Genomic DNA, 15,084 nt, shown 5'->3' on the forward strand with positions numbered 1-15,084 from the left:
GCAAGTCTACCCCGCTTTGCCCGCGCTGTCAACGACCTCGCCCAACACGCGCACGACATCGAGCAATTGCTGTCGCCAGCGCAGGTTGCTTTCCGGTCCGGGCAACCACGCGCGGTCACGCGCAACCTTGACGCGATCCTTGAACCGCGCGGTAAGCCGGTCGGCGCGCGCGCCATCTTCGCGACCAAAGCGAATCAAGATACGCCCATCATCAATCGCGATGGCGGCAAGCCGCGCGTGCCACGCCGCGACTTTGAGCCGCAGCAAGTACAGCAAGTTTTCCACTTGCTCTGGCGGCGCGCCGAACCGATCCGCCAACTCGCGTGTGATCTCGTCCACCTGCGCGTCCGCGCGAATGTCCGCGAGCCGCCGATACAATTTCAAACGCAAGCCCGCTTCCGGCACGTACTCCTCCGGAATGTGCGCCTGCACCGGCAAATCAATCGTCGGCGCAAGACCCAGGTCGGCATCTGCGCTTTCTACTTTTGACTTTACACTTTTCGCTTTTAACTTGGAGGATTCGATCGCGCTCGCCAGCAAACGACAGTACAAATCGAAACCGACCGCGGCAATGTGCCCCGATTGCTGCGCGCCCAGAATTTCGCCCGCACCGCGAATCTCCAGATCGCGCATCGCGATTTGAAAGCCCGCGCCCAGTTCGCTCGCCTCCGCGATGGTTTGCAAGCGCGCGTGCGCGTCGGCGCTGAGTGGATGCAGTTTGTCGTGCAAAAAGTACGCGTACGCGCGCGCCGCGCTCCGCCCAACGCGCCCGCGCAATTGATACAACTGCGCGAGACCGAACTTGTCCGCGTGATTCACGATCAGCGTGTTTGCGTTCGGAATGTCAATCCCGCTTTCGATGATCGTCGTGCAGACGAGCACATCGTAATGCCCCGCCGCGAATTCCGCCATCATCTGTTCGAGTTGCTCGTCGTTCATTTGCCCGTGTCCGATGCCGACCACTGCTTCGGGCACGAGTTTGCGAATCTGCTCGGCGAAGATGTGAATGCCGCGCACGCGATTGTGAACGAAAAACACCTGCCCGCCGCGATCCAACTCGCGCAGGATCGCTTCGCGCACCAGGCGCTCATCGTACTCGGCGACGTACGTGCGAATTGGCAAACGATCTTCGGGCGGAGTTTCAATCGTGCTCATATCGCGCGCGCCGCTCAACGACAAATAGAGCGTGCGTGGAATCGGCGTCGCAGTGAGCGTGAGCACATCCACTTCTTGACGCAACTGCTTCAAGCGTTCCTTGTGCACGACGCCGAAGCGTTGCTCTTCGTCAATGATGAGTAGACCCAGGTCTTTGAAAATCACATCGCTCGAAAGTAACCGATGCGTGCCAATCACAATGTCTACCGCGCCGGTCGCAAGTTTGTCCACGATGTCGGTTTGCTCTTTATCGGAACGAAAGCGCGAGAGCATTTCGACCTGGAGCGGAAACGCGGCGAGTCGCTCGGTGAACGTGTTGAAATGTTGTTGCGCGAGCACGGTCGTCGGCACGAGCACGGCGACCTGCTTGCCGCTCGTCGCGGCTTTGAACGCGGCACGCAACGCGACCTCGGTCTTGCCGTACCCCACATCGCCGACGATCAAGCGATCCATCGGACGCGCGCGTTCCATATCCGCTTTCACCTCATCAATCGCGTGCAGCTGATCCTCGGTCTCGACGTACGGAAACGCCGCTTCGAGATCATGTTGCCATTGATCGTCCGGCGGAAACGCATGTCCACTTACAACCTCGCGCGCGGCGTACAGTTCGAGCAACTCGTCCGCGATGTCCGCAATCGCTTTGCGCGTGCGTTCCTTGACCTGCGACCATTCCGCTGTGCCGAGACGATTCAACGTTGGCGCGTGTCCGCCCGGCGCAACGTAGCGACTGAGCCGATCAATTTGATGCACCGGCACGAACAGTTGATCGCCGCGCGCGTATTCGAGCGACAAGTACTCGCGCTCGGGTCCATTCAACGCGATGCGCGAGAGTCCGCGAAACACGCCGACGCCGTGATCAATGTGAACGATGTAATCGCCAATCGCGAGATCGGCAAAGAACGCTTCGGGCGAGGCGGTGCGCGCCTTGGCGACGCGATGCGGCTTGGGGCGCGACCAGCCGAAGAGTTCAGCATCAGTCAGCAATTGGAGGTTGGAGGTTGGAGGTTGGAGGTTGAAAGTTCGAGAGTCTCCAACCTCCAATTTCCATCCCTCTGCCAACGCGCCGTGCACGAGCGCGATATTTCCTGGGTCGGGTACGTGCGCCAAGGTGTCGGTCGGCTTGATGAAAATATCGCGTTCGCGTAAAAGATTGGAGAGCCGGTCGGCTTGGCGCGTGACGACAATCGTCCGCGCGCCTTCGCGTTGCGCGTTCAACAATTCTTCGAGAACTTTTTTGAGTTGCCCGCCGTAGCGCGGACCAGGCGTGAACGGCAGTTGAAGCGAATCGCCGGGCGACGCGTAATCGAACAGCAAGCGTTTGCGCGCGAGCAAATGTTCGCGCAACGCGTGCCACGTCCAGTACGGCGCACTGACACCAGACGGCAATTCGCGGCGCGCTTGTAGATCGGCGCGCACTTCTTCCGATTGAAATTCGAGCGCCCCCGCGGCGGCTTCCACTTCGTTCCAATCTTCGACGACGAGCAATCCCGTGTTCGGCAAATGATCCACCAACGACGCGGGTTGCGAATAGAGGTACGGCAAATAAAATTCGATGCCGTTGAAACGCCGACCATCTTCGAGCGCGGCGAAATCCTGGCGAAACGCGGACGCGGCAATTGGATGGCACGCGTCCAAATCCCAGGCGCTCAACTGCGCGATGAGATCGCGTCCGCGCGCGGGCAATGCTTCGCTTGCCGGGACGAGCGTGATCGCGTCTACGGCTTGCGCCGAACGTTGCGTCGCTGGGTCGAACGCGCGCAGCGATTCGATTTCGTCGCCGATCAACTCCATGCGAATCGGATGTCCGCACATCGGCGTCCACACATCGAGGATGCCGCCGCGCCGGCTGAACGCGCCCGGCATTTCGACGACGGCGGCGTACTCGTAACCGAGCGTGACGAGCGCGGTCATCAACTCGGTGAGATTCACGCTTTCATCGCGATGCAACACGCGTGCGCCCGCGCGAAAATCGCCGGGCGGGATCGTGCGTTGCAAAACCGCGCGCGTCGAAGTGACGATGATCGGCGCGGACGCTTGCGCGTTCGCGAGCGCGGACAACGCGCCTAGTCGCGCGGTAATCGTTTCCGCGCCCCAGGGCATCCGCTCGTAGAACAACGGCTCGGGTTCGGAAAAGAGAAACGCGTTGTCGCTCGTCAACCACACGCCGAGTTCATCCGCGAGTTGCTTGGCGCGATCCGCGCGCGCGGTCAGCACGACGATGGGCACGCGCAACGTGCGCGACAATGCCGCGAGCATCGGCGCGCGCGCGGATTCGATCACGTCCGCGCTGACCGTGTTCTGGTCGCGCAACGCATCCGTGAGTCGCGTGAATGCGGTGAGTGATTCGATCGGAGAAAGAAGAGCAGATAGATTCATAATTCGTAATTCGTAATTCGTAATTCAAAATTCAGACGCGTTCGAATTCCGAATTTAGAATTTCAATTGAACTTGTTCATCGCCGCGTTCAGCCCTTCGCGCAGCCATGCGTCAATCGCATCCGCGGCGCGCGCGAATGTTTCGTCCATCAGCGCGCGTTCGTCGCCCTCGAAATCGCCGAGGACGTGATCCACATCCGCGTTCGGGTCGGGACGACCGATGCCGACGCGCAAGCGCGGAAAATCGGACGTGCCGATGCGCGCGATGATGGATTCCATCCCGTGATGTCCGCCCGCGCCGCCTTTTGGTCGCATCCGCATTTTGCCGAGCGGCAGATCGAGATCGTCGTAGATGACGAGCAAATCGTGCGACGCGATTTTGTAGAACGCGAACAATTTGCCGATCGCGTCGCCGGCCAAGTTCATAAACGTTTGCGGTTTCGCCAGCATCACGCGCCCACCGCCGACCGACCCTTCCGCGATTTCCGCGTTGAAGCGTTTACGCGCGAACGACAAGTCATGCGCGCGCGCGAATCGCTCGACAATCATAAAGCCGACATTGTGACGACTGCGCGCGTAGCGCGCGCCGGGATTGCCCAGCCCGGCGATGAGCTTGATTTGCGTCGGCGCATCTGCCGCGCCGTGACGAAGTAACCAGCGTAAAGAAGGCATCGGGGATTTTTGATTTCTGATTTTCGATTTACAATTCGCTAATCGCTATTCGCTATTCGCCTCACGCGTGCGCGCGACAATAACCAGGAATTCTTTTTGCGCGATCTCCACATCGCCAAAGCGCGGATAAAATTCAACGTTCGAAAAACCGGCTTCGGTCAGCAACGCGCGATATTGTTCTTCTGTGTACGCTTGTGTGCTCGCGGTACAGCGCGTCACCGCGCCGCTCTCGGCGTCCACGATAAAATATCGCTTGGTTGCGACGGCTTGCGCGTCGTCCCAGAAACTTTCAAACAGCCCAAGGTGCGGACGATCCGAGAACAAGCCGCGCTCGGACGAGTACCAGCCCGACAGTCGCGAGCCGATGTTGCGAACGCCCTCGAACGTGGAGACTTCGAGCAAGAGCCGACCATCCTCCGCCATCGCGTTGCGCGCCTTGCGAAGAATTCGTCGCGCGTCGTCCGGGCGAAAGGCGTTCAACTCGCCAAAGACGAACATCACCAGACCGTACCTCGCGCCGAAATCCAACGCGCGCAAATCTGCTTCGATGTAACGACACGCCAATCGCTCCGCCGCCGCTTGCTCGCGCGCGTACGCGATGGACGCGGGCGAAAAATCAATTCCGACACATTCGTGTCCGCGCCGCGCCAAACGACTCGCGTACAAGCCCGGTCCGCAGCCCAAATCGAGAATGCGTGTCGGCTGATTCTCCAGGAGGTCGTGATGAATCCACGCGACGTGTTGCTCGATCACCGGCGTTCGGCGACTTGCTGCGTCGTGCTGTTGCGAAAGATGCTCGTTCAACATGCGCGCGCTAAACGCGGGTTCGTGCCACGGTATTTTTTCGCCTTCCACCCACGGCATTGGCGTCGGCTGGCGACGTACCACATCAAGCAAATTCATCGTAATGGGTTCCTTGTCCGGCAAATAGCCACAATAGTAGCAATTTACGAGTTTACCATCATTCGGCAAATCGCGCAAACGGACCCCGTAAAAATCGAATTGACAAGCATTCGTCAAATGTTATAATGCGCCCGTTCGTTCACTGCGCCAATCCAAGGAGACAGTTTTCGCGTGGCAATTCAAGATTTTTTGCAACAACTTTCCGAAGCGACCGGCGTCTCGGGCTATGAGCATACGATCCGCGACCGCGTGATCGCCGAGTTTCGCCCGTACGCCGATGAAATCACCGTGACGCCGATGGGGAGCGTGATCGCTCTCCAGCGCGGCACGCGCGATGCGAAAGACAAAACACCTGCGTCCAAAGTCCTCATCGAAGGGCACATGGACGAAATCGGTTTGATGGTGACGGACATGGATCACGGCTTGCTGCGCTTTACCCAAGTCGGCGGATTCGACGTGCGCGTACTCCTCGCGCAACAAGTCGTCGTGCATGGCAAAGCGGATTTGCCCGGCATCATCGGCTCGCGTCCGCCGCACGTCCTCACCGCCGAAGAACGCGACAAGGTCATCCCGATGTCCGAATTGTTCGTGGATGTGGGCTTGCCCGAAGACCGCGTGCGCGAATTGGTCGCGGTCGGCGATACGATCACGATTGCGCGCAAGATCGTGGCGCTGAAAAATAACCTCATCGCCGGCAAAGCGTTCGACGACCGCGCCGCGGTCGCCGTCGTCGCGCAAGCGTTGAAAAATCTCGCGGCGATCAAACACACCTGGGACGTGTACGCGATTGCGAACGTGCAGGAAGAAACCGGCGCGGGCTATCTTGGCGCGCTGACGACGACGTACAAGATCAATCCTGATGTCGCGCTCGCGATTGACGTGGGGCACGCCGATCAACCCGGCGCAACCGAAGTCAACGCGGTGCCGCTCGGCGAAGGCATGGGCATCGCGCTCGGTCCGAACGTCCATCCGTTGGTCCACCAGCAACTCACCGAGACCGCGAAAGCAAACAACATCGGCTACAAAATAACCGCGTACCCGGGCGCGACCGGGACGAACGCGTGGGCGATGCAAGTCGTCCGCGAAGGCATCCCGACCGGCTTGATTGACATTCCATTGCGTTACATGCACACGTCCGTCGAAACGCTGAGTCTCACCGACCTGGATCAGGTCGCGCGCCTGGTCGCATTCTTTTGCGCGTCGCTCGACGACGCATTCTTGCGCAAGTTGCGCGGCGAGACGAATCACATCGCCGAAAAACCGGCGGTGAAACGCGTTGCACCACGACGAAGGACGAAAGACAAAAAACGAAAGTAGCAACGTTCGTCTGTTGTCTTTCGTCCTTCGTCCTCGATCACTCTTCTGAGGAATCCAATGCTACTCGAAAAACTTGCCAACGCGCGCGGCGTATCGGGCGACGAATCCGAAGTGCGCGAGTTGCTTATCGAAGCGGTCAAGGGGCTTGTCAGCGAATATCGCACTGACACGTTGGGCAATCTCATCACGCTGAAAAAAGCCAAAGGCGCGCGCCGCGCCAATCTCAAAGTGATGCTCGCCGCGCACATGGACGAAGTCGGCTTGCTCATCGTCCATCACGACGCGAACGGTCACTTGCGTTTTCGCAAAGTCGGCGGCATTGACGACCGCGTGTTGTTGAGCAAGGTCGTGTTGATCGGCAAAGACAAAATTCCCGGCGTCATCGGCGTCAAACCGATTCACCTGCTCAAAGCGAAAGAACGCGAGCAAGTGATAGATACGGACTCGCTGACGATTGACATCGGCGCAAAATCGCGCGAGGAAGCTCTGGGCGCGGTCAAGCTGGGCGATTACGCGACCTTCGCGACCGAGTTTGGCAAGCTGGGCGATGGACTCGTCAAAGGTAAATCACTCGACGACCGCACGGGATGCGCGGCGCTCGTCGAAATCCTGAAACGCGATTATCCGTTCGACGTGTACGGCGTGTTCACCGTGCAGGAAGAAGTCGGCGCGCGCGGCGCGCGGGTCGCCGCGTACGCCATCGAACCGGATTTTGCGTTCGCGCTCGAAAGCACCGTGTGCGACGATTCGCCGAAAAAGAAAGATGTGTCGCCAACGACGCGCATCGGCGCGGGTCCCGCGATCACGATTGCGGACAACTCGGCGATGTCGGATCGGCGCTTGGTCAATCTCCTGGTCGCGACCGCGCAAGAAAATCGGATTCCATTTCAATTCAAACAACCGATGGTCGGCGGCACCGACGCGGGGCGCATTCACCTTGCGAAAGAAGGCGTACCTTCCGTCGCCGTCGCCGTGCCGACACGATACATTCACTCGCCGGTCAGTCTACTCAGTCTGCGCGATTTCGATCACACGATTGCGCTGATGACTAAAGCGCTGCCGCGTCTTGTAAAAATCTAGACGAAGGGTGTCACATGGTAACTGCAATCAAAACCAACCACTTTCCGAATTTCGATAATGGCAACGAGGCGAAATCGCTGCCGCCGCTCAAATCGCTCGTCAAGCGATTGACCGAAACCTGGGGACCATCAGGGCACGAACATGCCATGCGCGATTTGATTCGCGAAGAAATCAAAGGGCTTGTGGACGAGATGCGCGTGGACGCACTCGGTAATTTGATCGCGCACAAAAAAGGCGCTGGTGCGGGTCCGCGCAAAAAAGTGATGCTCGCCGCGCACATGGACGAAATCGGCGTGATGGTAACGCACGTGGACGAAAAAGGATTCTTGCGCTTTGCGTCCATCGGCGGCGTGTTCCCAAACACGCTCGTCGGTCATCGGTGCCGATTTGAGAACGGCGTCGTCGGCGTATTCGCGCAAGAGAAAAAAGACGGCTCGCGCACCGAAGTGAAAATGGACAAGTTGTTCATTGACGTCGGCGTGAGCGATGCGAAAAGCGCGCCGGTCGGTGTGGGCGATGCCGCCGGATTTTGGCGCGAGTTCGCCGATCTCGGCAATCGGCTGGTCGCGAAAACGATGGACGACCGCGTCGGATGCGCCGTGCTCATCGAAACTTTGCGCCAGTTGAAAAAATCGCCGCACGAAGTGTACGCGGTGTTCACCGTGCAGGAAGAAGTCGGCGTGCGCGGCGCGATGACCTCGGCGTTCGGCGTCCAACCGGACATTGCGATCGCGCTCGACGTGACCGACACCGGCGACACGCCGGAATCGAACACGATGGCAATCGCGCTCGGCAAGGGTCCAGCGATCAAGGTGAAAGATTCGGGCATGCTCGCGCACGTCGGCGTCAAGAACGCGCTCATCGAGACTGCGCGCGAAAATAAAATCCCGTACCAACTCGAAGTGCTGGTCGGCGGCTCGACCGACGCGATGGCGATGCAGATTTCGCGCGAGGGTGTGCCGGCAGGCGTCATCTCGGTTCCGACGCGTTACGTTCACACGCCGTCCGAAATGGTGGATTACGAGGACGTGCAAAATGCCATCAAGTTGCTGGCGGCATTCTTGAGCAAGCCAGTCAAGTTGGATTAGAGCAATAGTTCGATAGTTCGATAATGCGATAGTTGGCATCGAGCGCAACTATCGCACGATCGAACTATTGAACTACTTTAACTGCCCCACTGCTTCCATCCACTTGAATCGTTTCCCCCTCGCGAATTTCGTCCACGATTCCCGGAATCCCCGCGACGCCCGGCACGCGATACTCGCGCGCGACGACTGCGCTGTGCGACAACACGCCGCCGCGTTCGACGACGAGTCCGGCGATACGCGCAAACACCGGCGTCCAACCTGGGTCGGTTGCCGGCGCAACGAGAATCTCGCCGCGTTGCACGCGCGCCAATTCGTTCGCGGATCGCACCACACGCGCGACACCACGCGCAATGCCCGGACTAATCGCGCGCCCGCGCCATTGATGCGGCTGGGCAACCACAAGGGTTGCCCCTACGCGTTCTAACGGTACATCGCCGCGCAGAAACGCGGGATACGATGCGGTTGGCGATTCCTCGAATTCGCGTTGATATGCGCGCCATTCGGCTTGACGCATTGCGATCATGCGCGCTAAATCTGTCTTGGGTAACTCATCGTCAAAATACTTGAGGAGTTCGTCGTGCGTCGCGAAAAAAATCGTGCCGCGTTCGGCGATCACTCCATGCGCGACGAGACGATCCGCCAGCAACAGGTACAACTGCCGCGCCGCCGCAAGCGACTTTTGCCAGTAGTAACGTTGGTCTTCGCGGAGCGCGACGTACCGACGCGCGAGTGGGAGAATCGCCTTCACGCCGAACGACCGCAGACCACCGATGGCTGACCGCGATTTATCTTGAGTGTCAGTGGTCGGTAGTCGGTCGTCGGCGGTCGTCATCAGCCGCTCCACCTGCGCCGGGTCTTCCGCGAATGTCGGCGCGGCGATGTCGAGCGAGAACGAGCGATGCCCGTGCTTGGCGAGAAATTGGGCGCGCGATAATTGACGCAAGTCGGCGTCTACTTCGAGCGTCTTGTTCGGCACGTCGGCAAGCGCGCGCGCGGCATACTCCGCGTCCTCACCGGCAATTCGCTTGAGCAAACCGAACGTCAAATCGGCGTGCGTCAAACTCCAGCGATGGATGCGGAGCACCCCGCGATGCGCGCGTTCGGTATCACGTAGCGCGTCGAAAATCGCGTGCGGGTCGGCATCACGCAACGCCGGCAGACGCGCGCGCAAATCGGCGACGCGCGCATCGTGCTCGCGCGTATACCGCGCCCAGACGCGATAATTGTGCAACGTCGAAAAGTTTTGCCAATCGCGTGCGAACGCGCGCACAATCGAGACCAGAAATCGCGGAGAATAAATCGACGAGGGATAGGGCGCGGTTTTGCGCGCGCTCACATCACCGTCCGGAAAATAACGGTACGCGTCTTCGGGCAGAAGAAAATCGGGAAAGCATTTGTAGAAAATCTGAAAGGCGCGCACATTCGCGTACGGATGCCCACGCCACAAACGCGTCAGCGGAATCGTTTCGGCGTGCGGATAACCCAGCCATCGCAACGGCTCGCGCAACGCCAGTTCTTCGACGAAGGGTCCGATGTGCGACCAACCCAACGGCGAAATCGGCGCGGGCAAACGTTCGTTGATAAAACCGCTCGTCCACAGAATTTCATTTTCCATCGGTTGAATTATACGCGGCAAGCGATGTTTGACAAACACGTTGAATAATCTATAATGGCGTGGAAGTTGGATGTTGGAAATTGGAAATTGGAAATTAGAACGTGGCGAACGTAAGCTCTACACTCCAATCTCTAACTTCCAACACTTGGGCGAATAGCTCAGTTGGTAGAGCGCTTGCTTTACACGCAAGATGTCACGGGTCCGAGTCCTGTTTCGCCCACCTGGTTCAAAGGACGAGCGAGTTGGCGCACTCGCTCGTTTTTATTTGGCGAAACTTGACGTTGCCGCGAATGTAGACTACTATCGCCGCAATTCGTCGAACGGAGAAATCGCTTATGCAGACACCGGCGCTCTTGGCGCTTGAAGATGGAACGCTGTGGCGCGGCATTGCCTTCGGCGCGCGCGGCGAGCGGACCGGCGAAGTCGTCTTCAACACTTCGCTCACCGGTTACCAAGAAGTTCTCACCGACCCGTCGTATTATCAACAAATCGTCGTGATGACCGCGTCGCACATCGGCAACACCGGCGTCAACGACGATGACGACGAATCGGCGCGCACCTGGCTTGCTGGGTTTGCGATTCGGGAAGCGAGTTTGCGCGTGAGCAATTGGCGCGCCAACGCGTCGCTCGACGAATACTTGTGTGTGCGCGCGGTCGTGAGCATTTCCGAGATTGACACGCGCGCGCTCGTGCGCCATCTGCGATCCCAGGGTGCGATGCGCGGCGCGCTATCGAGCGTCAACACCGATCCCGCGCGCTTGATCGAAATGGCGCGCACCTCGCCCTCGATGAACGGCGCCGACCTGGTTCGCTACGTGACGTGCGCCGAAACATACCTTTGGGATCAATCCACGCACGCGCTATGGTATCCACTTTCCAACTTCCACGCGGAGCGTCCAACCTCCAACCTCCACGTCGTCGTTTTCGATTACGGCATCAAACGCAACACGTTGCGCTCGCTCACCACGCGCGGCTGTCGCGTGACCGTCGTCCCGGCGAATTTCTCGGCGCGCGAAACATTGGAGTTAAAACCGGACGGCGTTTTGCTCGCGAACGGTCCGGGCGATCCTGCCGCCGTCACGTATGCGATTGAAACGACGCGCGATTTGCTGGGTCGCGTGCCAATCATGGGCATCTGCCTGGGACATCAAATCCTGGGTCTCGCGCTCGGCGGCGATACGTACAAACTCAAGTTCGGTCATCGCGGCGGCAATCAGCCGGTCAAGAATTTGCTCACGGGGCAGGTCGAAATCACATCGCACAATCACGGCTTTGCGGTGCGTGCCGATAGTTTGCCCGGCGATGTCGAGGTGACGCACATCAATCTCAACGATCAATGCGTCGAAGGTTTGCGCTCGCGCCAGCAACGCGCGTTCAGCGTTCAGTTTCATCCCGAAGCCGCGCCCGGACCGCACGATGCGATGAACTTGTTTGATGAATTTATTGAATCTATGGAGGAAAGTCGCCAGTCGTCAGTCGCCAGTCGTCAGTAATTTTTTACTGTCTACTGTGGACGGTCTACTCTGGACTGTTGACTATGCCAAAACACACTGACATCCATTCCATTCTCATTCTTGGCGCGGGTCCCATCGTCATTGGGCAAGCGTGCGAGTTCGATTACTCCGGGACGCAGGCATGTCGCGTGTTGCGCCGCGAGGGCTATCGCATCATCCTCGTCAACTCGAATCCCGCGACGATCATGACCGATCCGGAATTTGCCGACGCGACCTACGTCGAGCCGCTCGTCCCGGAAGTGATCGAAAAAATTATCGCGCTCGAAAAACCGGACGCGATCCTGCCGACCGTCGGCGGGCAGACCGCGTTGAATCTCGCGGTCGCGTTGGCGGAGCAAGGAATTTTGGAACGCTACGGTGTGCGACTGCTCGGCGCGTCGCGCGAGACGATTGACCTCGCCGAAGATCGTCAGAAATTCAAAGCCGCGATGCGCGCGGTTGGGCTGGATGTGCCGTCGAGCGACGTGGTTATTTCGGTGGACGGTGCGCTCGCGCTCGCCGACAAAATCGGCTACCCGGTTTTGGTGCGTCCCTCGTTCACTCTCGGCGGATCGGGTGCGGGCATCGCGCGCGATGCGAACGATCTGCGCGAGGTCGCCGCTCGCGGTCTGCGCGCGAGTCCGGTGACCCAGGTTTTGATCGAAGAATCCGTCCTGGGTTGGAAAGAATTCGAACTCGAAGTGATGCGCGACCGCGCGGACAATTTCGTCGTCGTCTGTTCGATTGAGAATCTCGACCCGATGGGCGTGCACACGGGCGACAGCATCACCGTTGCGCCGGCGCAGACACTAACCGACCGGGAGTATCAACGTTTGCGCGACATGGCGCGGCTCGTGATGCGCGCGGTCGGCGTCGAGACCGGCGGCAGTAACGTGCAATTTGCGATTCATCCGCAGACGGGTCGCGTTGTCGTCATCGAAATGAATCCGCGCGTCAGTCGCTCGTCCGCGCTCGCATCAAAGGCGACCGGGTTTCCAATCGCGAAAATCGCGGCATTGCTCGCGGTCGGTTACACGCTCGACGAAATTCGCAACGACATTACGCGCGTCACGCCCGCGAGTTTCGAGCCGTCGCTCGATTACGTCGTCGTGAAAATTCCGCGCTGGGCATTCGAAAAATTCCCAGGGTCGGATACGACGCTCGGTCCGCAAATGAAATCGGTCGGCGAGGTGATGGCGCTCGGCGCAACCTTCCGCGAGGCGTTTCAAAAAGCATTGTGCAGTTTGGAGATTGGCGTTTACGGATTGAGTAAGGGAGCAAGCGACCATTCTCCCTCACTCTCCCGCTCCCTTGCTCCCTTGCCCGATCGCGTCTTTGCTATTGCGAATGCATTGCGAAATAACGCGACCATCGAAGCCATCGCGTCTACCACCGGCTTTGATCCCTGGTTCGTCGCGCAACTCGCCGCGCTCATCGAAACCGAAAACGCGCTGTGCGAGTACTCCATCGAATCATTACCGGCCGATTTGTTGCGCCGCGCGAAACGCGAAGGATTCAGCGACCGCGCGCTTGCCGATTTGCTCAACGCGAGCGAGAACGACGTGTACGCGAAACGCGAATCCTGGGACATACATCCGGTCTATCAGCGCGTGGACACGTGCGCGGCGGAATTCGAAGCGTTCACGCCGTACCTGTACAGCACGTACTGCGGCACGCAAGACGAAGCCGCGCCGACGACGCGCCGCAAAGTGTTGATCCTGGGCGGCGGACCGAATCGCATCGGGCAGGGCATCGAGTTCGATTATTGTTGCGTGCACGCGTGCCTTGCGCTGCGCGAGATGAATATCGAAACGATCATGCTCAACTGCAATCCCGAAACGGTTAGCACCGATTACGACACCGCCGACCGCTTGTACTTTGAGCCGCTCACGTTCGAGCATGTGATGCAAGTAATTCGCGTCGAAAAACCGGACGGCGTGCTCGTGCAATTCGGCGGACAGACGCCGCTCGGTCTCGCGCAAAAACTCGCGCGCGCCGGCGTGCCGATATGGGGCACGTCGCCGGACGCGATTGATCGCGCGGAAGACCGCGAACGGTTTGGCGCGTTGTTGCGCGAGCTGGATATTCCGCAACCGGAAAACGGCATCGCGCATTCGCTTGCTCAAGCGCGCGCGGTTGCCGCGCGCATCGGCTATCCACTCCTCGTGCGCCCGTCGTACGTCCTGGGTGGTCGCGCGATGGCAATCGTGTACGACGAATCGGAACTCACGCACGCGGAGCGCATTGCCGAAGCAATCGCCGCCGCGCCCGATCATCCGATCCTGATTGATCGCTACATCGAAGACGCGTTCGAGTTGGACGTGGACGCGGTGTGCGATGGAACCCAGGTCGTCATCGGCGGCATCATGCAACACATCGAAGAAGCCGGCGTGCATTCCGGCGACAGCGCGTGTGTTCTGCCGCCGTTCAAAATTTCCCAGTATCATCTCGACATCACGCGCGATTACGTCACGCGCATCGCGCGCGCGCTCGGCGTGCGCGGCTTGATGAACGCGCAATTTGCGATCAAGGACGACATCGCGTACGTCCTCGAAGTGAATCCGCGTTCAAGCCGCACCGTGCCGTTCGTCAGCAAAGCGGCGGGCGTGCCGCTCGCGCGCATCGCCGCGCAAATCGCGTCCGGCAAAACACTCGCCGAGATCGGCTTTCACGACGAGCCGCGCGTGGATGGATTCTTCGTCAAAGAAGTCGTCTTGCCGTTCGACAAACTCGAAGGCGCACCGATTCGGCTCGGTCCCGAAATGCGGAGCACCGGCGAAGTGATGGGACACGCGTCGAGTTTCGGTCACGCGTTTGCGAAAGCGGAATCGGCGGCAGGCGCGCGTTTGCCGGCGGACGGTACCGTGTTCATCAGCGTCAACAATTTCGACAAGGGCGCGATCGTGAAACTCGCGCGCGATTTCGAACGGCTGGGTTTTCGTTTATTGAGTACGCAAGGTACCGCGCAGTGGTTGCAGCAAGTCGGTTTGCGCGTGGATGAGATCAACAAAGTGTCGCAAGGTTCGCCGCACATCGTCGAGGCGATGGCGCGCGGCGAAATTCAACTCGTCGTGAACACACCGCTCGGTCGGCAAGCGCACAGCGACGGCGAAGAAATTCGCCGCGCGGCGGTGCGCTATAAAATTCCATTGCTCACAACGCTCTCGGCAACCGCCGCCGCCATCGGCGCGATTCGCGCGGTGCATACTAAAGACTGGCAAGTCAAAAGTTTGCAAGCGCATCACGCGAAACCCTCACCCTAACCCTCCCCCGTTTGCCAAAACCGGGCAAACAGGGGAGGGGACAAAACTTCCTCCCCTGTTCGGCGCACTTTGCCGAACGGGGGAGGGTTGGGGTGGGGGTTTGAAAACTTGCGCGTATTTGAA

9 protein-coding genes and 1 tRNA gene are annotated in these 15,084 nt (G+C 59.3%); 6 read left to right on the forward strand and 4 right to left on the reverse strand.

What is annotated here, in order from left to right:
- Window positions 1-6 precede the first annotated feature (6 nt).
- The 3 genes from mfd to HY868_13525 form a co-directional block, all read right to left on the reverse strand.
- A complete protein-coding gene (gene mfd / locus HY868_13515; protein ID MBI5303146.1) occupies window positions 7-3,531 on the reverse strand; it encodes a transcription-repair coupling factor in 3,525 nt (1,174 codons plus the stop codon).
- 62 nt (window positions 3,532-3,593) lie between these two features.
- Entirely contained in the window at window positions 3,594-4,148 is a 555-nt protein-coding gene (locus tag HY868_13520) for an aminoacyl-tRNA hydrolase (protein MBI5303147.1), read from the reverse strand.
- 99 nt (window positions 4,149-4,247) lie between these two features.
- Window positions 4,248-5,105: a class I SAM-dependent methyltransferase gene (locus tag HY868_13525; GenBank protein MBI5303148.1), complete on the reverse strand. Its 858-nt coding sequence runs from the start codon at window positions 5,103-5,105 to the stop codon at window positions 4,248-4,250.
- Between the two features lie 171 nt (window positions 5,106-5,276).
- On the opposite strand from HY868_13525, the gene HY868_13530 reads away from it, so the two are divergent.
- Genes HY868_13530 through HY868_13540 form a run of 3 tightly spaced genes read left to right on the forward strand, consistent with a single transcriptional unit; the run spans window position 5,277 to window position 8,590 of the window.
- Window positions 5,277-6,422, forward strand: coding sequence for a M42 family peptidase (locus HY868_13530; protein MBI5303149.1), 1,146 nt, complete (start codon window positions 5,277-5,279; stop codon window positions 6,420-6,422).
- Between the two features lie 57 nt (window positions 6,423-6,479).
- Window positions 6,480-7,502 carry a M42 family metallopeptidase gene (locus tag HY868_13535; GenBank protein ID MBI5303150.1) on the forward strand — a complete coding sequence of 341 codons (1,023 nt, stop codon included), beginning with the start codon at window positions 6,480-6,482 and terminating at the stop codon, window positions 7,500-7,502.
- A 14-nt stretch (window positions 7,503-7,516) separates the two neighbouring features.
- Window positions 7,517-8,590 carry a M42 family metallopeptidase gene (locus tag HY868_13540; GenBank protein ID MBI5303151.1) on the forward strand — a complete coding sequence of 358 codons (1,074 nt, stop codon included), beginning with the start codon at window positions 7,517-7,519 and terminating at the stop codon, window positions 8,588-8,590.
- Between the two features lie 64 nt (window positions 8,591-8,654).
- Here the strand turns inward: HY868_13540 and HY868_13545 are convergent, their stop codons facing one another.
- A complete protein-coding gene (locus HY868_13545) occupies window positions 8,655-10,205 on the reverse strand; it encodes a hypothetical protein (protein ID MBI5303152.1) in 1,551 nt (516 codons plus the stop codon).
- A 147-nt stretch (window positions 10,206-10,352) separates the two neighbouring features.
- Between HY868_13545 and HY868_13550 the strand changes: the two genes are divergently transcribed.
- From HY868_13550 to carB, 3 genes are all read left to right on the forward strand, one after another.
- Window positions 10,353-10,425, forward strand: a tRNA-Val gene (locus HY868_13550).
- Window positions 10,426-10,540: 115 nt separating this feature from the next.
- Window positions 10,541-11,698, forward strand: a complete 1,158-nt coding sequence (carA, locus tag HY868_13555) for a glutamine-hydrolyzing carbamoyl-phosphate synthase small subunit (GenBank protein MBI5303153.1) — start codon at window positions 10,541-10,543, stop codon at window positions 11,696-11,698.
- Between the two features lie 44 nt (window positions 11,699-11,742).
- Entirely contained in the window at window positions 11,743-14,961 is a 3,219-nt protein-coding gene (gene carB / locus HY868_13560) for a carbamoyl-phosphate synthase large subunit (protein ID MBI5303154.1), read from the forward strand.
- Window positions 14,962-15,084: the final 123 nt, after the last annotated feature.

Source organism: Chloroflexota bacterium (genome assembly GCA_016219275.1).
In the GTDB taxonomy this organism is placed as follows: Bacteria; Chloroflexota; Anaerolineae; order UBA4142; family UBA4142; genus JACRBM01.